Annotated in this window: 18 protein-coding genes and 1 tRNA gene; 6 read left to right on the top strand and 13 right to left on the bottom strand. The window is 32.3% G+C overall.

Annotation, left to right across the window (positions count from 1 at the left end):
• Positions 1 to 14: 14 nt before the first annotated feature.
• From yajC to IKK64_05805, 4 genes are all read left to right on the top strand, one after another.
• The gene (gene yajC, locus IKK64_05820) at positions 15 to 338 is read left to right on the top strand and encodes a preprotein translocase subunit YajC (protein ID MBR4119582.1); all 324 of its coding nucleotides are present in this window, start codon (positions 15 to 17) and stop codon (positions 336 to 338) included.
• Between the two features lie 214 nt (positions 339 to 552).
• Entirely contained in the window at positions 553 to 1,452 is a 900-nt protein-coding gene (locus IKK64_05815; GenBank protein MBR4119581.1) for a YbbR-like domain-containing protein, read from the top strand.
• Positions 1,452 to 2,024: a dephospho-CoA kinase gene (locus IKK64_05810; GenBank protein ID MBR4119580.1), complete on the top strand. Its 573-nt coding sequence runs from the start codon at positions 1,452 to 1,454 to the stop codon at positions 2,022 to 2,024. Before IKK64_05815 ends, IKK64_05810 begins: the two co-directional genes overlap by 1 nt.
• Positions 2,025 to 2,097: 73 nt before the next feature.
• The gene (locus tag IKK64_05805) at positions 2,098 to 2,490 is read left to right on the top strand and encodes a DUF5606 domain-containing protein (GenBank protein MBR4119579.1); all 393 of its coding nucleotides are present in this window, start codon (positions 2,098 to 2,100) and stop codon (positions 2,488 to 2,490) included.
• Between the two features lie 183 nt (positions 2,491 to 2,673).
• Here the strand turns inward: IKK64_05805 and recJ are convergent, their stop codons facing one another.
• The gene (gene recJ / locus IKK64_05800; GenBank protein MBR4119578.1) at positions 2,674 to 4,422 is read right to left on the bottom strand and encodes a single-stranded-DNA-specific exonuclease RecJ; all 1,749 of its coding nucleotides are present in this window, start codon (positions 4,420 to 4,422) and stop codon (positions 2,674 to 2,676) included.
• 274 nt (positions 4,423 to 4,696) lie between these two features.
• Here recJ and IKK64_05795 point away from each other — a divergent pair, with 274 nt between their 5' ends.
• The gene (locus IKK64_05795; GenBank protein MBR4119577.1) at positions 4,697 to 5,542 is read left to right on the top strand and encodes a tetratricopeptide repeat protein; all 846 of its coding nucleotides are present in this window, start codon (positions 4,697 to 4,699) and stop codon (positions 5,540 to 5,542) included.
• Between the two features lie 81 nt (positions 5,543 to 5,623).
• Here the strand turns inward: IKK64_05795 and IKK64_05790 are convergent.
• The 3 genes from IKK64_05790 to IKK64_05780 all read right to left on the bottom strand — a co-directional run bounded on the left by IKK64_05790 (position 5,624) and on the right by IKK64_05780 (position 7,359).
• Positions 5,624 to 5,694, bottom strand: a tRNA-Cys gene (locus tag IKK64_05790).
• 139 nt (positions 5,695 to 5,833) lie between these two features.
• The gene (locus IKK64_05785) at positions 5,834 to 6,598 is read right to left on the bottom strand and encodes an ATP-binding cassette domain-containing protein (GenBank protein ID MBR4119576.1); all 765 of its coding nucleotides are present in this window, start codon (positions 6,596 to 6,598) and stop codon (positions 5,834 to 5,836) included.
• Positions 6,598 to 7,359, bottom strand: coding sequence for an ABC transporter permease (locus IKK64_05780; protein ID MBR4119575.1), 762 nt, complete (start codon positions 7,357 to 7,359; stop codon positions 6,598 to 6,600). Before IKK64_05780 ends, IKK64_05785 begins: the two co-directional genes overlap by 1 nt.
• A gap of 159 nt (positions 7,360 to 7,518) precedes the next feature.
• On the opposite strand from IKK64_05780, the gene lptB reads away from it, so the two are divergent.
• A complete protein-coding gene (gene lptB / locus IKK64_05775) occupies positions 7,519 to 8,307 on the top strand; it encodes an LPS export ABC transporter ATP-binding protein (GenBank protein MBR4119574.1) in 789 nt (262 codons plus the stop codon).
• A gap of 13 nt (positions 8,308 to 8,320) precedes the next feature.
• Here lptB and IKK64_05770 read toward each other — a convergent pair whose 3' ends face one another.
• The 9 genes from IKK64_05770 to IKK64_05730 form a co-directional block, all read right to left on the bottom strand.
• A complete protein-coding gene (locus IKK64_05770) occupies positions 8,321 to 10,249 on the bottom strand; it encodes a sulfatase-like hydrolase/transferase (GenBank protein MBR4119573.1) in 1,929 nt (642 codons plus the stop codon).
• Between the two features lie 7 nt (positions 10,250 to 10,256).
• Entirely contained in the window at positions 10,257 to 10,958 is a 702-nt protein-coding gene (locus tag IKK64_05765) for a Crp/Fnr family transcriptional regulator (protein MBR4119572.1), read from the bottom strand.
• Between the two features lie 9 nt (positions 10,959 to 10,967).
• Positions 10,968 to 11,906, bottom strand: coding sequence for a thioredoxin-disulfide reductase (gene trxB / locus IKK64_05760; GenBank protein MBR4119571.1), 939 nt, complete (start codon positions 11,904 to 11,906; stop codon positions 10,968 to 10,970).
• A gap of 4 nt (positions 11,907 to 11,910) precedes the next feature.
• On the bottom strand, positions 11,911 to 12,540 hold the full coding sequence (locus IKK64_05755) for an outer-membrane lipoprotein carrier protein LolA (GenBank protein ID MBR4119570.1): 630 nt from the start codon (positions 12,538 to 12,540) through the stop codon (positions 11,911 to 11,913).
• 37 nt (positions 12,541 to 12,577) lie between these two features.
• Positions 12,578 to 14,965, bottom strand: coding sequence for a DNA translocase FtsK 4TM domain-containing protein (locus IKK64_05750; GenBank protein ID MBR4119569.1), 2,388 nt, complete (start codon positions 14,963 to 14,965; stop codon positions 12,578 to 12,580).
• A 100-nt stretch (positions 14,966 to 15,065) separates the two neighbouring features.
• Positions 15,066 to 16,529, bottom strand: a complete 1,464-nt coding sequence (locus tag IKK64_05745) for a TrkH family potassium uptake protein (GenBank protein ID MBR4119568.1) — start codon at positions 16,527 to 16,529, stop codon at positions 15,066 to 15,068.
• Between the two features lies 1 nt (position 16,530).
• A complete protein-coding gene (trkA, locus tag IKK64_05740) occupies positions 16,531 to 17,868 on the bottom strand; it encodes a Trk system potassium transporter TrkA (GenBank protein MBR4119567.1) in 1,338 nt (445 codons plus the stop codon).
• Positions 17,869 to 17,887: 19 nt separating this feature from the next.
• Positions 17,888 to 19,771, bottom strand: coding sequence for a 1-deoxy-D-xylulose-5-phosphate synthase (locus IKK64_05735; protein MBR4119566.1), 1,884 nt, complete (start codon positions 19,769 to 19,771; stop codon positions 17,888 to 17,890).
• 345 nt (positions 19,772 to 20,116) lie between these two features.
• Positions 20,117 to 22,588, bottom strand: coding sequence for a Smr/MutS family protein (locus IKK64_05730; GenBank protein ID MBR4119565.1), 2,472 nt, complete (start codon positions 22,586 to 22,588; stop codon positions 20,117 to 20,119).
• Positions 22,589 to 22,902: the final 314 nt, after the last annotated feature.

The following is a 22,902-nucleotide window of genomic DNA, read 5'->3' as shown; positions in this document are numbered from 1 at the left end:
TAAAATTATAGATTATGAGTACAATTTTGTCAATTTTATTACAAGAGCAAGCACAAGGTGCAGGTTGGGGAAATATTATATTTATTGTAGCATTGGTTGCAATATTCTATTTCTTTATGATACGTCCTCAATCAAAACGTCAAAAAGAGATAAAAAAATTCCGTGATTCACTAAAACAAGGAGATAAGGTAATTACAGCAGGAGGTATTCATGGAAAAATAAAAAATGTAAAAGAGAATACAGTAGTATTGGAAATTGCAGATGGAATGAATATAACTGTTGAAAAATCATCAATATATGCAACAGCTCCAGAAGCATCAGAACAACCTCAAAAATAGTAAGCAATACTAAATATATAGGGTTTTCGATATAACAAAGTTATAGCGGAAACCCTATTTTTTTTCATCTCAATACAAAACCAAAACAAAAATGAAAGAAATATTTAATTTTATATCAGCATTTTTTTCAATAGTTAAGGTCTTTTTTGCATCTGTAAAGAAGATTGGGAACAAACAGTTTTTTATATATATACTGTTTTTGTTGATTTCCACTATGTTTTGGTTTTTACAATCATTAAATAATAAAGAGGTAGTTAATATATCATTGCCGTTGGAGTATGCAAACATTCCAAAAGATATGATATTTGCAAAACTCCCTCCACAATATGTCGATGTTCAGTTACGAGATAAGGGGATGAATTTATTGAATTATTCGTTACGTAGAAATAATCCAATAAAGATAGATATGTCAAACTTCCCATCAAAAAAAGGAAAGGTAGTTATATCAAGGGATAAACTTCTGGCAACCATTAGTGATGAGTTAAAATCTTCAACAGAACTTGTAAATCTTTATTCTGATTCGTTGGTATTGGTATATGCAAATAAAGAAGGAGTAAAAGTTCCAGTTAAATTAAACTCAAATATAACAATATCACATAATTGCATACAAAAAGAAGATATTGAATTATCTCCATCAGAAGTTACTATATATGCCGATTCATCTATTATGATGTCAATTTCAGAAGTAGAGACCGAACTTTTAGTTTTAAATAATTTGGCAGAAACAAAATCAGTTAATGTTAAATTAAAAGATATATATGGAGTTAAAATTGAACCGGAAGAAGTTATGGTTAAGGTGCCAATAGAGAATTTAATTCCAAAAACATTATCATTACCCATAGTTCATAAAAATTTTCCTGAGAATGTTTCAGTTATAACTTTCCCTGCAAATGCCGAAGTAAAAGTTATGGTACCTATGTCAAAATATAATGAGACAGATAACTCTAAATTCAGACTTGATATAGATTATAAACACTATAAGTATAATATGCAGAAATTGCCACTGATACTATCAAAATATCCCGACTATGTAGAGCAACCTTCCATTGACCCAGATAGTGTTGAATATATAATTGAAAAGAAAGAGATGATAGAAGAATCACCTAAGCAATAATGAAGACAATAGGAATAACAGGGGGCATAGGAAGTGGAAAGAGTGTAGTTTCTGCAATATTGAAGATATTAAATTATCCCGTGTATGATTCTGACAGTCAGGCAAAGCAATTGATGATTACTTCTCCAACAATTAAAACGCAACTAAAATCGCTGATTGGAGAAGATGCCTATGTCGGAGATATGCTAAATAAGTCTCTTCTCTCATCATATGTCTTTACTTCTGAAGAGAATAGAGAGAGGGTTAATTCAATAGTTCATCCGCAAGTTCGTATTCACTTCGCAGAATGGAAACAAAAACAGACGTCAGAAATAGTTTTTATCGAATCAGCTATATTGTTTGAGTCGGGTATGAATGAGGATGTTGATGAGGTTTGGTGTGTTTATGCCGATATTGAAGAACGTATTAGAAGAGTTATGAAGCGTAATTCTATCTCTAAACAAGAGGTTATGGCGCGTATTAATTCTCAAATGTCAGATGATGAGGTATTTGCAAAATCGGATTGCATTATTGATAATAGTGGGAAAATATCATTGTTAAAACAAATTAAAAATAACCTAAACATATATTGATTTATATTTAATTTTTGTATCTTCGCAAGAGTAAAAAACAAAATATTATAGATATTTATTAAATCTAATAACTATGTTAAAAGACGTTTTATCTATATCTGGAAAACCCGGATTATATAAATTAGTATCTCAAGCAAAGGGTATGCTTGTTGTAGAATCACTTGTTACAGGAAAAAGAATGCCTGCGTATGCTCACGATAAGATAATATCATTAGGAGATATATCAATATATACAGAAGATGAAGATCGCCCATTATCAGAGGTATTCGAGACTATAAAAGAAAAGGAGTCGGGTAAAGCAATAGAAATATCAAAATCAGCATCAGCAGAGGAGTATCGCAAATATGTTGAGAGTGTAATCCCCGATTATGACAGAGAAAGAGTATATCCCAACGATATAAAACGAATAGTAGATTGGTATAATATCGTAATAAATGCAGGAATAACAGAGTTTGTTGAAAAATAGACATCTAAGGTTAGATGTTAATTATAAGTTGTACGGTGCTATGCACCTTAGTTTTAATTTTAACGGAGTTGCACTCTTAAAGTGCAACTCCGTTTCTCTTTTACAACTAATTGGTCCAATTAGCCTAATTCGTCCAATATAATTAACAACTGATAGCTGACAACTAACAACTAATAGCTAAAATTACTTATTTTCACTTATAATATCTTTTACGGCTAATTGAAGTTGGTTTCGTATGCTACCTATTCCGTATCCTCTTAAATTGTATTTCATCTCTTCTATAGTGTAGCATATATCAAAAGGACTATTTGATTTTATATACTCATAATGCTCTTTTTGGTCAAATGCAATACCGTTTAGGATATTTGCCGAACTATCATCAATCATCTCCAGCTTTATGTGTTTGCCATCTTTGCCAACCAATTTGCTGTCTTGATAGTCTCTTACATCGTGTGTTGCAAAAACAGGTTTTGGATTACCCGGTCCAAAAGGAGCAAGTTCCATTATCTGTTTGTGTAATTCAAGAGTAATATCTTTAAATGTCAAAATTGCATCAATATCTATTTGAGGAACGGTTTGGCGTTTTTCAATATTCTCTTTAACATATGCCTCAAAACGTTCAATGAAAATAGGAATTTTCTCTTCTTTTAATGATAATCCAGCAGCGTATGTATGCCCACCAAAACTCTCTAATAAATCGCGACACGATTCAATAGCCTTGTAAATATCAAAACCCTGAACTGATCGTGCAGAACCTGTAACAATACCATTAGAGAAAGCAAGAACAACGGCGGGTTTATAATATATTTCTGTCAATCTTGAAGCCACAATACCAATAATCCCACGCTTCCATTCACGATTATATATAACGATAGATTTTTGTTCCTCAAAATTTTCTTTTTTTGAAAGAATCTCATTCGCCTCTTCTGTTATGGTTTTGTCAAGGGCCTTTCTCTCTTCATTATATTGATTGATATTTTTGCTACGCTCTTTTGCTGCTTCAAAATCTGTTGATAAAAGTAAATCAACGGCCTCTTTCCCTTGTTCCATTCGTCCTGAGGCATTAATTCTTGGTCCAATTTTGAATACTATATCAGATGTATTTATCTGTTTGTTTTGTAAGCCACAGATATTTATAATACCTTTTAAACCATGACTTGGCTTTTCATTTAATCTTTTAAGACCATGGTATGCAAGAATCCTGTTTTCTCCAGTTATAGGTACAATATCTGAAGCGATGCTAAGAGCTACAAAATCGAGTAGGGGATATAACGATGATTCATCAATCCCATTGTCTTTTGCAAATCCTTGCATAAATTTAAAGCCTACACCGCAACCCGAAAGTTCGGAGAATGGGTAATTAGAATTTTCTAATTTAGGATTTAAAATAGCAGTTGCATCAGGTAGTTCATTATCAGGGACATGATGGTCGCATATGATAAAATCAATACCTTTACTTTTAGCGTATTTTACTTTGTCAATTGCTTTTATTCCACAATCTAAAGTAATTATTAGTTTGATACCTTTTTCGTATGCGTAATTGATACACTTTTTTGATATACCATATCCCTCTTCGTATCTGTCGGGTATGTAATATTCAATATTAAAGCAATATGGTTTTAGATACTTATATACTAAAGCCACTGCGGTTGTGCCATCAACATCGTAATCACCAAAAATTAATATTCCCTCTTTTTGCCCTATAGCATAATTCAGTCTATCCACAGCCTCTCTCATCCCGTCCATAAGATACGGGTCGTGAAGGTCAGATAATTGTGGGGAGAAGAATTTTTTTGCCTCTTCTTTGTTTTTTACCCCTCGTTGAACCAATAGTTCGCAAATAACTGAAGAAACCCCAATATCGGTTTGTAGGTTCTCCTTTATTTGCTCTTGTTCTTTTGTAAGAGGTATGTAGTTCCATTTGCTTGTCATTTATATATGTTTTTTATTTATTTTTTTCTTCCTAAGTCGAAATGATATGTGTCTCATTTCATAATCTGGTCAACCTTTCTTTAAGAGGAATGGTTAATTGCTTATATATCAATTGATAGTATACTTCTTTTTGCAAAATATGCCAAATAATAAAAAAGCATACACTTAGTAATCTGTAAAGATATAAAAAGTTATTCTAAAAAATAATTTTTAACTTATAAAAATTAATAAATAATTTTTAGGTTCAATAAAAAAATATATATTAGCAGTTGATATGAAAAGATTAATATTTATAATAGTTCTATTTTTCTCAGCAACTATCTTATTGGCTCAAGATTATAACAACTTAGTAGAAAAATCGTTTGAGTGTATTGAAAATGAAGATTGGTCTTGTGCTGAGGCATATATATTGGAAGCCCTTAAACAAGAGCCCTCTAATGTTCAAAATTCATTATTATTGTCGAATTTGGGAACTGTTCAAAGGTATATGAATAAAAACTTGGAGGCAATAAAATCATATACTAATGCCTTAATGATAACGCCTCGTTCAGTAGCAATATTAAAGAATAGAGCCTCTTTATATGCAGCAATAGATAGTTTAGATAAGGCAGTATCGGATTATTCTCAGGTTATAGCATTAGATGGCAAGGAATCTGAGGCGTTATATGAAAGAGGTTTGGTCTATTTACAGAAAAGAGATACACTCTCAGCCCGATATGATTTTGAAACTCTGTTGAAATTAGATCCCAATAGTCGTGATGCATATATGGGTTTTGCTGCTTTAATGAAATATCGAAACTATTACGATGAGTCAGTTGGAATTTATACAAAAGTTTTAAAGTTGAATGATAAAGATTATGATGCATATTTTGGGAGAGCAGAGTCATATTACTATATAGGTAAGATGTCAAAGGCTCGAGAAGATATAAAAAAGGCATTGGAACTTAAAAAGGAAGATCCTCTTATATATGTATTGCGAGCCAAAGTAGGATGGAGCCAGTTTGACAGAGAGTCGGCAATCAAAGATTTTGACAAAGCGGTAGAATTAGGCTTCCCAAAGGAGGATGCGGATAAAATATTAGATAGTTTGCAAAGTAATACTAAGAGATTTAGACGTTAACAATAAGTTGTTAGAAAGGATTCTTAATATATTAAGAATATAAATAAAAAAAAGTTCTGAGTTAACTCAGAACTTTTTTTGAGGTTCCTAGCAGATTCGAACTGCTGTAAACGGTTTTGCAGACCGGTGCCTAACCACTCGGCCAAGGAACCAAATCCCCTTTGTTTAAGGCAGTGCAAAGATAGTAAAAAAATATATCTTAGCAAATATAATTGCGATAATATTTACGATTATTATTAAAATATATTATTCTTGTGTTTGTAATATATTGATGGATAGGATTATAATCTTTTACTTTGTGTTGTTTATATATGTCTTAACCTCTTTCATCATGTCCGAAGCAAATACAAACTCATTAAAAGCGTCATCCGTAGAATCAAAAATATCATCTTTAGTTCCGGTCCAGCTGAGGTTTCCTTTATTCAAGAATATAATATTTTCACCAATACCCATAACAGAGTTCATATCGTGGGTATTAATGATAGTTGTAATATTGTATTCGTGTGTAATATCATTAATAAGTTTGTCTATAACTAATGAGGTCTTTGGATCTATTCCAGAGTTAGGTTCGTCACAGAATAGATACTTTGGATTTAGAGCAATTGCTCTTGCAATAGCAGCTCTTTTTTGCATACCGCCACTAAGTTCAGCTGGTAATAAATTATCAGCACCTTTAAGGTTTACTCTTTCCAGACAAAACTCAGCACGTTTTTTTCGTTCTGCTAAACTTTGTTTTGTGAACATTAATAAAGGGAACATTACATTCTCTAAAACAGTCATAGAGTCAAACAGAGCAGAACCTTGAAATAACATTCCTATTTCGGCTCTTAAATCTTTAAGTTCGTGTTGGTTGTATTTTAAGAAATCTCTGCCATCGTATAATATCTCTCCACTGTCTGGGCGGAGTAATCCTACAATTGATTTCATAAGAACTGTCTTACCTGATCCACTCTGACCTATAATAAGATTTGTTTTACCTGCGTAAAATGTAGTAGATATATCATGCAGAATTTCTTTGCCTTCAAAAGACTTTATAATATTTCTAACCTCTATCATTACAATAATATTTTAGTAAGTAAAACATCTAATAACAATATGCTTACGCTGCTTACAACAACTGCATCTGTACTTGCTTTTCCAACCTCTGTAGCACCACCTTTAACGGTATATCCATAGAACGAAGCTACCGTTGAGATTATAAACGCAAAAAATAGCGACTTAATTATAGAATACCATATATAGAACTCTTGGAAATATGCTTGTAATCCATAAATATACTTGGCAGGAGAGAACATATCTGTAAATACACCAACTAAATAACCACCAACCAAACCTGTTACCATACTGATAACAACCAAAACAGGAATAAATGTTACTAATGCTATAATTTTGGGCAGAATTAAAAAGTTTGCAGAGTTTACTCCCATAATTTCAAGAGCATCAATTTGTTCTGTAACTCTCATAGTGCCAATCTCGGAAGATATACTTGAACCAACCTTTCCTGCAAGGATAAGAGCCATAATTGTTGACGAGAACTCTAATAGAATAGTTTCGCGAGTAAGCATACCAATAGTATAAGAAGGTATAAATGGTGAGGTTATATTCTTTTGTGTTTGTATCGATATAACGGCACCAATAAATATTGAAATGGTAAATACTATTGCAATAGAATCGTAACCAAGTTTATAAACCTCATCTACATAACGTTTAAAAAAAACTTTCCATTTATCAGGTTTAGTAAACACTTTGCCGAGCAACATAATATATCGCCCAAATTTAGCAAGGTTGTCAAAAATAAAAATGTTTAGAAGTTTCATTTTATATAATCTTCAAATATATTCATTGGCAAATTTATAAAAAATATTATAACTATAGTTCATAAAGTGAATATATCTATTCTTTTTAGAATATTTATAACATATATTATTTTGTAGTAATCCAATTTTGTTTAATTTCGCATAATAAAAACAAATACGATGTCTCAAACAGAAAAAAATATTGAACAAACACCTCATAGTGAAGATATGATGGTTTTGCGTACTGAAGGTTTGGTTAAAAAATATGGTCAACGAGTAGTGGCAAATCATGTCTCTATTAATGTGAAGCAAGGTGAGATTGTTGGACTTTTAGGCCCTAATGGAGCAGGAAAGACAACAACATTCTATATGACCACAGGATTGGTAACTCCAAACGAGGGTAAAATATTTTTAAATGATTTAGAGATAACAAAATTTCCGGTATATAAAAGGGCTCAACACGGAATTGGATATTTAGCACAGGAGGCTTCTGTTTTTCGTAAAATGAGTGTTGAGGATAATATCTATTCCATTCTTCAGATAGCAGAACCAGATAAGGCAAAACAACATCAAAAATTGGAGGAGTTAATTGCTGAGTTCCGTCTTGAGAAGGTTAGAAAGAACTTAGGAGATCAACTCTCCGGAGGAGAACGACGCAGAACTGAAATTGCTCGTTGTTTGGCAATAGGCCCTAAATTTATTATGCTTGATGAACCATTTGCAGGAGTTGATCCAATTGCTGTTGAAGATATACAATATATTGTATATAAATTAAAAGAGAAGAATATAGGCATTCTTATTACAGACCATAATGCTCCTGAAACATTAAGTATTACAGATAGGGCATATCTCTTGTTTGAAGGAAAGATATTGTTCCAAGGTACATCTGAAGAGTTGGCTGCAGATCCTATAGTAAGAGAAAAATATTTAGGAAGAAACTTTATCTTCCATCGTAAACAGTTTACTTAAGAAATTTTATTTGCTAATTTTTATTCTCAATAACTAGATTGTCATTTGTCATGCGTAAAATGTAATCTTGGATAATTGCTTTACATCTATTAAGCATCTTATCCTGCAAATTAACCTTTCCGAGCAGATTTTCTTTTAAAAGAGAATCTGTTTTGTAGTTATATAGAGCAATAGGTTTCTCACCATCAAACTGAATAATATAATCGCCCTCATAAAATTGATAGATTCCATTATTGTAATTTATACTCCAATTTTCATTAGAGTTATCTCCCAAAAGATTTTTTCCAAATGCCAAATACTCTTCAGGATAGTTTAGATAATCTAATATAGTAGGCATTATATCAATTTGTTGAGCAACTTTATTACTCTCTCCTTTAATCTCCTCGTTAGGTTTGTAAAATATAATAGGAACACGATATAACCCTATATCAGTTAAATACTCTTTATGTAATGAGGCATTGGTATGATCGGCAGTAATAACAAAAAGAGTATTCTTAAACCACTCTTGTTTTTCGGCTGTCTCAAAGAATTTTTTTAGAGCATTATCAGTATATCTTATACACTTATGTATGGGGTGTTCCTCCTCCTTATATATATTTTTGTACTCATCAGGAATTTTAAAAGGATGATGTGAAGATGCGGTAAAAATAGATGTAACAAATGGTTCTTTAAATTCAGATAATTTATTGACAAAGAATTGCATAAATGGTTCATCCCATATAGCCCACATACCATCAAAATCATTGTTATTGTTATACTCATCCATTCCATAGTACTCTTTCCACCCACTGGTTCTTGCAAAAGCTTGAAACCCCATTGACCCATTTGGCGCTCCATGAAAGAATGCCGAGTGATACCCATATTTATTTAACTCTTTTGCAATACTTGATACATTATTTGTTGCATAGTGGGTAACAAAATAAGGTTCTATAAACATAGGAATACTACTTAGTATTGAGGGCATTCCGTCAATAGATTTTCGTCCATTACTGAATGAATATTTAAATGATAAACCTTTTTCTTGTAGTGATTTTATATAGGGAGCGTAACCATAATCAATATACTCTTGCCCCATACTTTCCAATATAACAATTACAACATTTAATTTTTTAAAATCATTATTTTTAGGTGAGTGAATAGGGGAGTAGTACTTTGTTACTTCTTCGTCTCTAAAGTAGTTAGGATTTTCATAAGTAGTTTTACCAATAGTTCTTATAATTGAAAATGGAGTATTTAATACAATTGCTGTTTCAATAGGAGAGTTTACATATTTATTTGCATTGCCAATAGTAATAGGTCGAGTAGAATGAGCAAATCCACCTCTTATACCAGCAATACAAAACGGAATAGTGGCAATAAATATAAGAGTTGATATTAGATAATATATAACAATTGATTTTGTGTTAGGATTCTTTCTTTTAGTCACATCCTCTTTTATAGGATTTCTGTATACTTTATATAACGCAATAATTATTATAATACCAATAATTACCAAAATGTAATTGTTAAGTATCTCATTACCAATAATTTTAACAATATTATCTTCTTTGTCAAATTCTGAAAATACTGAAGCAGTAGTTCTTCTATTAGTGTATCTAAAATATACAACATCAATAAAGTTTAAGATTAAAGCAATAGAGTTAGTTACTATAAAAATTAATTTTGAAATTTTTTGCCATAATTTTGTTTCTCTCCAAGGTAAAGGAATAAGCATTAATAATATATATATAATGTTCATATATATTATACCTGCTGTATCAAAAACAAATGCACCATTAATAATATCTAAAACATTATTACTTTCAATATTTGGAAAATAATCCAAGTTTGAAATAAAAAATACTAATCGACATATACCGAATAAAGTATATGTAATTAGTATATTTATTATTGTGTAAACAAAAAACTTTATCGGTGAGTATATTTTGTTTAATCTTACCATTATAAGTTTACCAACCAAATTTACTTATTTTTGATAACCTCTCTTCGTCTAAGATTTTAATGTTTCGTCCGTTTACTTCAATAAGTCCCTCTTTTGCAAATGCAGATAGGGTTCTGATGGCATTTGATGTTGTCATATTTGATAGATTTGCAAGATCCTCGCGAGAGAACTTTGCGTCTAATGTATTATCGTCAGATAACCCATAAAAATCCCTTAATCTAAATAGTGACTCTGCTAGTCTACCCCTTATATGTTTTTGGGTTAAAGATACTATCATATTGTCAGAGTGTAGTAACTCTCCAGCTGTTTGCTTAACAAAGAAGTGTGAAAGTTTACTATTTTTATACATATAACTTTCAAGAATATCCATAGGTAAGAAAGCCACGATAGAGGACTCAAGAGTTATAGCATTTGCGGTATAAGGTATATTTGCAAAATATGCGTGAAACCCAAAATATTGAAGAGGACGTATAAGTCTTATAATTTGGTAACGGCCACCAACTCCCTCTTTAGTGAGTTTAACCTTACCTCTTATAAGGAACATTAAAAACTTAGAGTCTTCACCCTCTTTGTATATGGTACAATCTTTTTTTAGTGATCTTACTTCAAAATGCGTAAGCATTTCGGATTTCTCCTCTTGTGTGAAGAGATTCCAAATATCGGCCATCTCGCCTTTAATAACATTCTTAATAAGAGTCTGTCGTACCATAATATAATATTATAAGTTATTTTCAGTTATATACTTTTCTGCGTCCATAGCGGCTTTGCATCCACTTCCCGCCGCAACAATTGCTTGTCTGTAACGTGTATCTGCAACGTCTCCAGCCGCAAAAATACCGGGAATATTTGTTTCGCTTGTATTTTCTTTTGTTATAATATAACCCTCGTTGTTGAGCTCAATGTATGGTTTAAATACTTCAGTGTTAGGTTTGTGACCTATTGCAAGGAAGAATCCGTCAATAGCAATGTCAAATTTCTCTTCATTCTCTTCTCCTTTGAATTTTACTAAATTAGCACCTTCCAAAACTTCATCTCCAAATAGACCTTCGGTTTGAGTATTAAATAGTATCTCAATCTTAGGATTATTCTTAACCCTCTCTTGCATTATAATAGATGCTCTCAGATAATCTTTACGAACAATCATATAAACTTTACTCGCAAGATTAGATAGGTATGTAGCTTCTTCACAAGCAGTGTCGCCACCTCCAACTACTGCAACAACTTTTCTACGATAAAAGAAACCATCGCAAGTTGCACATGCCGATACCCCTAAACCTCTATATTTATTTTCATCTTCCAATCCAAGATATTTTGCCGATGCCCCAGTTGCTATAATTACAGTATCTGCTTCAATATCTTTTTCTGCATCAATGGTTAATTTATATGGAGCAACAGAAAAATCAACCGAAGTAATCATTCCTCTCCTAATGTCTGCTCCAAATCTTAAAGCCTGATTTCTTAAATCTTCCATCATATCACTACCCGAAATTCCTTGAGGATAACCGGGAAAATTTTCAATATCAGTTGTTGTTGTAAGTTGCCCTCCGGGTTGAGTTCCTTCAATAATCACCGGCGATAAATTTGCCCTTCCAGCATAAATGGCAGCAGTATAACCCGCAGGTCCTGAGCCAATAATTAAACATTTAATACGTTCCATAAAATTATCTTAAATCAATTATTTCAATATTAGGGTATTGTTTTTCATTAAATACAAATTTAGAATTATCTAAATTAATATATTTATAATTAGACACATTAATAACAATTTTTGTTTTGTCTCTATTTGTAATTTCTATTTTAGATGGGTATAAAAGTTTTTTGTTAATAGTAATGTTTACAAAAGAGATATTGTCGTTTATGCTTTTAGGAGAAAGAGAAATAACTTCAGAACTTTCATTTGAAGTCTTAGTTGAACATTTAAATCTATCTCTATAATTTTTCAATAGGAGATAAGGATTAATACTTATAATCTCTTCTTCATCAGGTATTGACAAATTTATCTCATTGTTGTTTTTTATATATGACCAGAGATTTGAACCATCGTATCCACATTCCATCTCTTCTGTTACAAAATAGAACATTCTATTCTTAATAGATATTGTCCCATTAATTGCAGAAATATATCCGTTTGTTTCAGAATTTATATAAAAATTGGCATTAACACCATTTGATTCTTCAAATTTTCTTACTACTTTATCCAAAGCATTATCATTTTGATTGCTTTGAGAATACGATGGTAGAGCTAGAATCAATAATATATATATAAATATTATGTTAATATATTTTTTCATATTATTTGTTGAAATTATTCTTTAAAAAAGGATGGTTTTAACCTCTTAAATTGTCTAATAAATTCTCAAGAGCAATTAAATCCATCATTAAAACCTCACGAGCTTTACTGCCTTTACTTGGTCCAACAATACCTGCTGCTTCAAGTTGATCCATAATCCTTCCTGCTCTATTATAACCAAGAGAGAATTTTCTTTGTATTAATGAAGCAGAACCTTGTTGCTCTGAAACTACGAGTCTTGCAGCCTCTTCAAATAATTCGTCTCTATCCTTTAAATTAACGTTACTTCCCGAAGTGTCAGAATTGTCATCACAATACTCTGGTAACTCGTAAGCTTCGGGGTATCCTTGTTGTTTGCCAATATAGTTGCAAATATCTTCAACCTCAGGAGTGTCAACAAATGCACATTGTACACGTATTAATTCACTACCTTGTGAGAATAGCATATCACCACGGCCAATTAATTGATTTGCTCCCGGACAGTCAAGAATTGTACGAGAGTCAACCATTGCCGAAACTTTAAATGCGATACGAGCAGGGAAGTTGGCTTTAATTACTCCAGTAATAATGTTTGTTGATGGACGTTGGGTTGCAATAATCATATGAATACCAACAGCACGAGCCAATTGAGCAATACGAGCAATTGGTAATTCCACCTCTTTACCCGCTGTCATAATCAAATCTCCAAACTCGTCCACTATAACCACAATGTATGGCATATAGTAGTGTCCGTTAAGAGGAGATAGTTGTCTGGCGATGAATTTTGCATTATACTCTTTAATATTTCTTGCATGAGCCTTCTGAAGAAGAGAGTATCTGTTGTCCATCTCTTTAGTAAGAGATTTAAGAGTATTCACCACCTTTGGTATATCTGTAATAATAGCCTCCTCTGTATCAGGATTTTTAGCAAGGAAATGTTTCTCAATATCAGAGTATATATTGAACTCAACTTTTTTAGGGTCAATAAGAACCAGTTTTAGTTGAGATGGATGTTTCTTGTATAATAAAGATGTAATAATTGCATTAAGTCCAACCGATTTACCTTGTCCTGTTGCACCGGCAACCAAAACGTGAGGCATCTTAGCAAGATCTATCATGAAAACCTCGTTTGATATAGTTTTACCAAGAGCAATAGGTAGTTCATATTTGCTCTCTTGGAATTTGCGTGAAGCAATTACTGAGTGCATCGAAACTATCTTGGCATCTTTATTTGGTACCTCAATACCAATTGTTCCTTTACCGGGAATAGGAGCAATAATTCTTATTCCTAAAGCCGACAGACTAAGAGCAATGTCATCTTCAAGATTTCTGATTTTGGCAATTCTTACTCCTGCTTCAGGTACAATTTCATATAGTGTAACAGTAGGACCTACTGTCGCACTAATTGAAGATATTTTTATGCCATAATTGCCTAATGTCTCAATAATACGTTGCTTATTTGCATTTTGTTCCTCTTTGTCTATCGAAACATCACCATCATTTTGTTGTTTAAGCAGATCGTAAGTTGGCATTTTATAGTGAGCAAGATCTAATTTGGGATCATATTCACCTAAATCAGTAATACTCTTTTTGGTAATATCCTCTTCTTCGCCAACATTAATAGTAAATTCAACTTCGTTGTCTTTATTTTCAGAGTTTGGGTTTATATCACTATCTTCATTATCAATGATGTAATTGTAGTCATCTTCAATAGTATCAACCTCATTATCATCATCTTCGCTATTTATCTCTTCATCTTGAGTGGAGGTGAAGTTTATCTCTTTAATATCTTCATCATCAGCATTTTGTTGTATTGGAGAAATAACATCATCATCCTCTTCCTTTAATTTATTTTTAAAGTATTCAAATGAGAATATGTTTCTAATAATATCAATTGTGCTATTAAAAGCAAACATTAGAATAGTAATTATTGCAATAATTAAAATAAATAGAGTTCCTATCCAACCAATATTGGTCTCAAGGAATTTAGTTATAGTATCTCCATGTAAACCACCCCATCGTATAAAACTTGTAGAGTAATCTCTAACAAAGAAACTTATAGTAAGTGATGTTACAATTGCGGTGCAACATGCGTATATCGATAACTTTTTAAGTGGTCTTTTATAATTTCCCATATATTTAAGCCCTAATAAAAATATTATAGGGCAAAATATATACACAGCCACACCAATCCAATTATTTATTAAGAGGTTGGCAATTAATAATCCCATATAGCCTCCTTCGTTAGATATACTTTCTGTGTTTACCGGAGTATCTAAGGAACTTTGATCTGCATACCCAGATACTATAAACGATGTAAAACAGAAAATAAGGTATATTGAGAATATTAATAATAAGATTCCCATAATGAATCTTACGCGTTCATTTTGAAAAAATTCTCTAATTTTATTAAAAGTGTTATTCTGGTTTGATTTCTTTCTTGACATAATTATATGATAGAAGAATTTAAAATTTTATTGTGCAAATTATATGTTATGCAAAAATAATCAAATTGAATTATTTTTCCTAAACTACAAAAGTTTTTTGCTATTTCTTCCAGAAGTAAGGAGAGAATAGTATTATAATTGTAAAGATTTCCAATCTACCCACAAGCATATTAAATAATACTATCCATTTTCCTATTTTAGGAAGCGTTGTAAATATGGCATCAGGATTTTCTCCCCCAACTCCAACACCACAATTGCTTATACTCGAAATTGCTAAACCAATACTCTCTTCAATATTTAAACCTAATAGAGATAGAGCAACACAACTTGCAAGTATAATAAGAACGTAGAAAACAAAGAAAGCCAATGCTTTTGATACAATTTCGTGAGAGACAATGTTGTTGTTTACTCTTATTGGTCTTATAGCGTTGGGATGAATTTGTCTAAAGAACTCGGCAGAAGTATTCTTCATTAGGATTATAGTTCTAATCATTTTTGCTCCTCCTGATGTTGAGCCTGCACATGCACCACATAGCATATACAAACATATAAAAAAGAAGAAGAAAGAACCCCAGTCACAATAATCTATTATTGAGTAGCCAGTTGTAGTTAATCCTGATACAACTGTGAATAATGCTGTTCTAAAACTCCATTCATAATCAGCAGAATCGCTATAATAGAAAAGCAGATAAGTTGCAATTATTATAGTTCCAAAAATAATAAAATTAATGTAATATTTAAGCTCTTCGTTTTGGAATAGGTGCTTGGGATTGCGAAATACAGAACGATATACTAAAGCAAAGTTTATACCTGATAGGAACATAAAGAATGTTATAACGTAATCAATATAAGCAGAATTCCAATATGCAATACTTGCTTGTTTTGTGGAGAAACCTCCTGCTGAATATGTAGTCATTGCGGTGCAGATGGCATCAAATGTATCCATAGGACCAATAACCAGTAGTATAAATAAAAGTATTGTAAAGAAGAGATACAGTCCCCACAATTTTTTTGCTGTTTGACTTATACGAGGTCCTAGCTTTTCGTGGGTAACACCAGTCATCTCGGCACTGAATAGGTACAATCCAGAACCATTGTTAAGAATAGGCATTATTGCTAAAGAGAATAGAATTATACCCATACCTCCAAGCCATTGGCTTAAACTTCGCCATAATAATATACCATGGCACGACCCATCTATATCCTCTAAAATACTCATTCCTGTTGTTGAGAATCCCGACATAGATTCAAAGAAAGCATCAGTAAAAGTATGAGTGTCGCCATTGAAAATGAAAGGGAGAGATCCCATCAATGATATTGAGATCCAACTCAAAGCAACAGCCATAAATCCCTCTCTCTTGCCTGTTCTGTCAATATTTTTACGGGAGATAATCAGTAGAATAGCCCCTATTATTAGGGTGATAATGAAACTGAATAAGAAAGGTAATGTATCTTTCTCATGATAATATATCGAAGTGAATAGAGGAAATAACATAAAAATAGCCTCGATGCATAACAATACACCGATAATTTTTGCTATTGCCTTAAAATTTATATTCAACATACTATCCAAATAATTTTTCAACCTTATGTAATATATCGTTGACACATACTATAAGTACGTGGTCATTAGGTTTTATTTCAGTATCACCATTAATAATATATCCAACTCCGTCTCTAACCATACCACCTAATGTTAAACCTTTGGGTATATCCAAATCTTTAATTTTACCCTTAGTTATTTTAGCACCTTCTTTAACGGTTACCTCAACAACTTCGGCATCAGATGTAGCAAGACATCGAGCATCGCTAATATCTGTGTCAATAAGAAGTTGATATATTTTACTTGCAGCAATAATTTTCTTATTGATAATAGAACCTATATCAAGACTCTCGGCAGTTGATATAAATTGAATATTCTCAACTTCAGCAACAGTTTTAGTTTTTACACCCAATTTCTTTGCTGTTAAGCAAGACAGAATATTTGTTTCGGAGTTATCGCTAAGAGCTATAAATGCATCAATATTTTTAATTCCTTCCTCTATAAGCAATTCTGTTTCACGAGCATCACCATGAACAATATAAGCATCAGGGAGCCTTTCTGCTAATCTTAAACTCTTTTCGTAGTCTTGCTCAATAATTTTCATTGAGATAGAGTCGGGTAGAATACGGGCAAGTTGAATAGCTATTCTGCTGCCACCTAAAACAATGATACTATCCACTGTAATATCTCGTTTACCAGTAATATCTCTAATATCGTTAAGATGCTTAGGAGTAGTGGTAAAATATACAATATCATTGAGTAATATCTCATCACTTCCTCGAGGAATTATTATATCATCTTTACGCTTTATAGCAGAAACGTGGTAAAAGTTATGCTCTTTTGTTAAATCCCATAACTTGCTATTTACAATAGAAGAGTTTTCTCTTATTTTAGTGCTAACCAAGATAAGTTTATTGTCGCATAAACTAAACCATTTTCTCGCCCAAGTTATTTTAAGAGCATTCAAAATCTCTTCCGCAGCAAGCATTTCGGGGTAGATGAGTTCATCAACTCCCATATCTTTAAAGAATGCTCTATTCTCAGGAAGCATATATTCGTAGTTGTCGATGCGAGCAACAGTCTTTTGAGCACCCAATTTTGAAGCGAGCATACATGCTGTAATATTTTTATCATCCGAAGGAGTTACAGCAATAAACAAATCTGCATTACCTGCTTCAGCATTTTTTAATGCACTGAACGAAGAGGGATCTCCAACAACAGTCATTAAATTGTAGTTCGCATCAATCCATTGAAGTTTTTCAACTTTAGTGTCAAGAAGTATAATATCTTGCTTCTCTTTTGAAAGCATCTTTGCTAAGTGAGTACCAACCTCACCGGCTCCAGCAATAACTATTTTCATATAATTTAAAACAGTTTAATTACCACTTGTTAATAATAGCATCATATATGCTATCACTATCCATTTTACATAAATCATATAACTCAGACGGTTTCCCATGAGTAACAAATTCATCAGGAATACCAATCATTTTTATTTTTGATTTGTAACCATTAGTTACCATATATTCTGCTACGGCACTTCCAAAACCTCCTTTTATAGTACCATCCTCAATTGTGATAATCTTGTTGTAGTTTTGGGCAACATAATCTAAAATATCAGTATCTATTGGTTTTATAAATATCATATCAAAGAGAGCTGCGTTAATTCCTTTACTCTTAGCTTTCTCTACGGCATCTAAAGCTACATTTCCAATAGTTCCTATGCTCAAAATGGCAACATCTTTACCTTCGCATATTTGTCTACCTTTTCCAATCTCTAAAATTTGGGGTAAACATTTCCAATCCAATATATTGCCATTACCTCTTGGATATCTAATTGCAAAAGGACAATTTGCATCTGCGGCAGTAAACATCAAATGTCTTAGGTAGTGTTCATTCATAGGGGCAGAGATAACCATATTGGGAATACAACGAAGATATGCCATATCTAAACTGCCGTGATGCGTCATACCATCTTCGCCAACAATACCTGCTCTGTCGAGGCAAAAGACAACGTGTAACTTTTGTATCGCAACATCGTGTATTACCTCATCAAAAGCCCTCTGCATAAAACTTGAATATATGTTGCAGAATGGAATTAATCCCTCTTTTGCTAAACCACCTGAGAAAGTGACAGCATGTTCCTCTGCAATACCAACATCAAAACATCTTTCAGGAAAGTGTTTGTTCATTATATTCATAGAACAGCCAGTAGGCATTGCAGGAGTAATACCTACAATTTTGTTATTTTTAGATGCTAATTCAACTAGTGTTTCTCCAAAAATATCTTGATATTTGGTGTATTTATTCTCTGATTTTATTCTCTCTCCTGTCTCTTTGTTAAATTTACCGGGGGCGTGCCAAGTTGTAACGTCTTTTTCAGCAGGAGAATAACCTTTGCCTTTGATAGTTTTAAGATGAAGTATTTTAGGACCTTTTAAATCCTTAATATCGTTTAATATACGAATAATAGACTTTGTGTCATGTCCGTTAATAGGACCAAAATATCTGATATTTAGACCTTCAAAAATATTTTGGTGTTTGCTTATTAAAGACTTTATACTATTGGTAAAGCGAGTAAAGATACCCTTGTGGTTGTCTTTAATAATATTTCTTCTTCTTAAGAATGAATAAATTTTGTATCTAAATTTATTGTATCTTGGCGAAGTGGTTATTTTTATTAGATATTTATTTAGAGCACCAACGTTTCTGTCAATAGCCATATCGTTATCGTTCAATATGATTAGCAGATCGTTAGGGCTTGAAGAAGCATTGTTTAGACCTTCAAAAGCCAAACCACCAGCAATTGCAGCATCTCCAATAATAGCAATAACTTTTCTCTCTTCATTGTTTAAGTTTGCAGCAACCGACATACCTAATGCTGCCGATATAGAATTTGATGCATGTCCCGCAGTAAACGTATCATATTCACTCTCTGAGGGAGAGGGGAATCCGCTCAATCCATTAAGTTGTCGCAAAGTATTGAATTTATCTTTACGTTCTGTTAAAATTTTGTGAACGTATGCTTGATGCCCAACATCCCAAACAATTCTATCGTATGGAGTATTGAAAACATAGTGTAAGGCAACTGTTAACTCAACAACTCCCAAACTTGATGCTAAATGACCAGGGTGTTCTGCTAAAATATTTAGCATATATTCCCTTATTTCCTCGCATAATTTAGGTAAATCATCAATATTTACCTTTTTTAAATCTTTTGGAGAGTATATTGATTGTAATATATTTTCTGTTGTTTTGTTCATGTAAATTAATAGTGACACTATGCACCCAATATAATTTTTTTTACAAATACAAAATTACCTTATTTTGTCCATATTTTGAAAAAATATGTACTAAAATTTTATATGAATTAAACAATTTCTACTCTTTTTTATTTCTAAACGATTTATATATAGGTACAAAAACAATAATTCCAGATGCAATTATTGCAAAAGCAGTCTGCCCGTTAATGCCTTCGTTACCCTTTATCACAAAGTAACAAAGTATTATCCATAAGGCAATTATACAAATTATATTGAATGTGGTAAATTTTCTTTTTCTCATACGTATGGCTAAATAATATCTGTTAGTGTAGTGTCATTTATTATTTAATATAACTCAACTACTGTAATCCCGGCACCTCCAAGTTGAACGTCTTCTTCTCTGAAACTTTTTACGGCAGAAACTTTTTTTAAGTAACTTCTTATTAGTTGCTGAAGAATACCATTTCCAGTACCATGTAAGATTCTTAAGTTTGAATATCCCGATAAAATAGCTGTGTCAATAAATACTGCAACACTCTCAATTGCTTCATCACCTCTTAGCCCTCTAACATCTAATTCGCTATTAAAAGATAGTTGCTTGTTGCGTATAATATCGGTTGTTGATTCACTATAATATTGAGTTTTAGTGTTTTGCTTCTTTAGCGATGAACGATTTGTTCTTTCAAGTTTATCGGTTTTAACAACACTCTTTATTGAACCAAATGCAACAGTTGCACTTTTACCATTAAGCTCTAATATCTCTCCGGCAACACTACCTCCATCCTTTATTTTAACTACATCCCCAACCATTAAAGGAGTATCTTCCTTTATTATAGGAGTAGCCTTATTGCTTTTTTTCTTATTTTTATTGTTTTTGTTGAGTTTTTCAATCTTCTTTGATAGTCTTTCGCCAGTTTCCTCTTTCTCTGAAATCTCTTCTTTAAATTTACGTATATCTTCTCTAATAACTTTGGTGCGTTCTTTCTCGGCTTGAGCCTCTTTTATTTCGCGAATTGTGTTCTCTATCTTAGCATTTGTTTCGCTCAATATATTTGATGCTTCTGCTTTTGCTCCTTTTATAATCTCTTTTCGTTCTTTCTCAAGTTGTAAAATATCTTTCTCGTATCTCTCAATGCTGTCAGCGAGACGCTTTTCAAGCAATCTAATATTTTGACGTTTTTGTTCCCAATATCTTTTGTCTCTTACAATATCTTGTAGATATTTATCCATTGATACATACTCTTGACCAACAATGTCTGATGCTTCAGAGATTACATCTTCTGGCAAACCTATCTTTCGAGCAATTTCAATAGCAAAAGAACTACCGGGATTTCCTATTGATAGTTTAAAAAGAGGTTGCATTATATGGCGGTCGTAAAGCATTGCACCATTTACAATGCCATCATTTTCTTCTGCAAAATGTTTCAGGTTCTGGTAGTGTGTAGTAATTACGCCAAAGCTCTTTTTGATATTAAATCTTTTAAGTAATGCCTCAGCAATTGCCCCTCCTATTTGAGGTTCTGTTCCTCCTCCAAATTCATCAATTAATAATAGTGATTTGTCGGAGCTCTGTCTTACAAAATTTTTCATATTTGTAAGGTGCGAACTATATGTGCTCAAATCGTCCTCAATTGATTGTTCATCACCAATATCAATGAATATATCGTTAAATATACCCATTCTTGAATTGTCGAACATAGGTACAAGAAGTCCGCATTGAATCATATATTGTAGTAATCCAACGGTTTTAAGACAAACCGATTTACCTCCGGCGTTAGGTCCTGATATAATTAAAATCCTATTCTTTTTGTCAAGAGAAATATCTAAAGGGACAACCTTTTTGTTTTGTCGTTTAAGAGATAAATAGAGTAGTGGGTGTGCTGCACCATACCAATCAATCTGACAATAATTGTCTATTTTAGGCATTACTGCTCCAATGTTTCTTGCAAAGAGAGCCTTTGCTCTAATTAAATCTATCTCGCCCATAAATAGATATGAATAAATCATATCATCAATATGTGGGCGAATTGTATTGGAAAATTCAGTAAGGATTTTAATGATTTCTCTTCTCTCCTCACTTTCCAATTCCCTTATTCTGTTGTTTGCCTCAACAACTTCGGCAGGTTCTATAAAGATTGTTTTGCCACTCGCTGATTCATCGTGAACAATACCTTTTATTTTCCTCTTATGAGCGGGCATTACAGGAATAACTAATCTGCCATCTCTCATAGTTGGAGTTACATCTTTTTCAACAATGCCCTCTTCTCTTGCTTTTCTTAGAATGTTTGCAAGGTTTTTAGAGATAGAATTTACCTTGCTTGTTATCTCGCGTCTTATATCATAAAGAGTAGGAGATGCGTTATCTTTGATATGTCCAAACTTATCAATTATACGATCTGCTTCTTTAAGGATGTTTGGAAATGTTACAATATTGTCAGTAAGTGATTTAAGACGAGGATACTGAACCCTTTCTTCATCTTCGCCTTGTCGCAAGAAATTTATAATATTAATAATTGATGCAAGTGAGCGTCTAAGATCAAAAAGTTCATTTGAGTCAATATAAGTTCCTTCAACTTTAAGATGTTTTAAGGCACTCCTTACGTCATAAAAGTGATCGCAGGGAAAATCTTTTTCGTTCTCAATAATTGATAGAAATTCATTACACTCCTCAACCATTTTAATGATATTTCCGTAATTGGTTGAGAAAGTAATTTGCTCTATTGCCTCTTCTCCTAAAGATGAAAGGCAACACTCTTTTATCTTATTTCTGATTTTATCAAATCCTATTTTCTGCTCAAAATTATTAGGGTATATCACTTTAAAACCTATTTGTGTAAATATTTTGCGAAGATAACTAATTTATTTGTTTTGAGAAAAATTAAGCAACAACTCTCTTCGCTAAATTTGTATAAATTTATAATCAAAAGTATTTGCCATGTCAATCTTATTTTATATTTCTGAAACAGACGTTATTTCAAAATACTTTATATGTTCACTATACTTGGAATATTCTTAAGACAATAGGGTATTTAGCTCTTATTTGTTTTGTTGTGAGGTTCGTTTGGATAGCTGGAGACTTATTCTCAGACATGGGCAAAACGACAAATTACCGTGACTATAAGTTTTTCTTA

It is taken from the genome of Bacteroidales bacterium (assembly GCA_017521245.1).
Taxonomy (GTDB): domain Bacteria; phylum Bacteroidota; class Bacteroidia; order Bacteroidales; family G3-4614; genus Caccoplasma_A.
This window is presented reverse-complemented; position numbering and strand designations above follow the sequence as displayed.

Bases quoted from the DNA above. Each gene is read 5' to 3' on its own strand.
- yajC (MBR4119582.1), top strand. From the start codon at position 15: ATGAGTACAATTTTGTCAATTTTATTACAAGAGCAAGCACAAGGTGCA.
- IKK64_05815 (MBR4119581.1), top strand. From the start codon at position 553: ATGTTTTGGTTTTTACAATCATTAAATAATAAAGAGGTAGTTAATATA.
- IKK64_05810 (MBR4119580.1), top strand. From the start codon at position 1,452: ATGAAGACAATAGGAATAACAGGGGGCATAGGAAGTGGAAAGAGTGTA.
- IKK64_05805 (MBR4119579.1), top strand. From the start codon at position 2,098: ATGTTAAAAGACGTTTTATCTATATCTGGAAAACCCGGATTATATAAA.
- recJ (MBR4119578.1), bottom strand. From the start codon at position 4,422: ATGACAAGCAAATGGAACTACATACCTCTTACAAAAGAACAAGAGCAA.
- IKK64_05795 (MBR4119577.1), top strand. From the start codon at position 4,697: ATGAAAAGATTAATATTTATAATAGTTCTATTTTTCTCAGCAACTATC.
- IKK64_05785 (MBR4119576.1), bottom strand. From the start codon at position 6,598: ATGATAGAGGTTAGAAATATTATAAAGTCTTTTGAAGGCAAAGAAATT.
- IKK64_05780 (MBR4119575.1), bottom strand. From the start codon at position 7,359: ATGAAACTTCTAAACATTTTTATTTTTGACAACCTTGCTAAATTTGGG.
- lptB (MBR4119574.1), top strand. From the start codon at position 7,519: ATGTCTCAAACAGAAAAAAATATTGAACAAACACCTCATAGTGAAGAT.
- IKK64_05770 (MBR4119573.1), bottom strand. From the start codon at position 10,249: ATGGTAAGATTAAACAAAATATACTCACCGATAAAGTTTTTTGTTTAC.
- IKK64_05765 (MBR4119572.1), bottom strand. From the start codon at position 10,958: ATGGTACGACAGACTCTTATTAAGAATGTTATTAAAGGCGAGATGGCC.
- trxB (MBR4119571.1), bottom strand. From the start codon at position 11,906: ATGGAACGTATTAAATGTTTAATTATTGGCTCAGGACCTGCGGGTTAT.
- IKK64_05755 (MBR4119570.1), bottom strand. From the start codon at position 12,540: ATGAAAAAATATATTAACATAATATTTATATATATATTATTGATTCTA.
- IKK64_05750 (MBR4119569.1), bottom strand. From the start codon at position 14,965: ATGTCAAGAAAGAAATCAAACCAGAATAACACTTTTAATAAAATTAGA.
- IKK64_05745 (MBR4119568.1), bottom strand. From the start codon at position 16,529: ATGTTGAATATAAATTTTAAGGCAATAGCAAAAATTATCGGTGTATTG.
- trkA (MBR4119567.1), bottom strand. From the start codon at position 17,868: ATGAAAATAGTTATTGCTGGAGCCGGTGAGGTTGGTACTCACTTAGCA.
- IKK64_05735 (MBR4119566.1), bottom strand. From the start codon at position 19,771: ATGAACAAAACAACAGAAAATATATTACAATCAATATACTCTCCAAAA.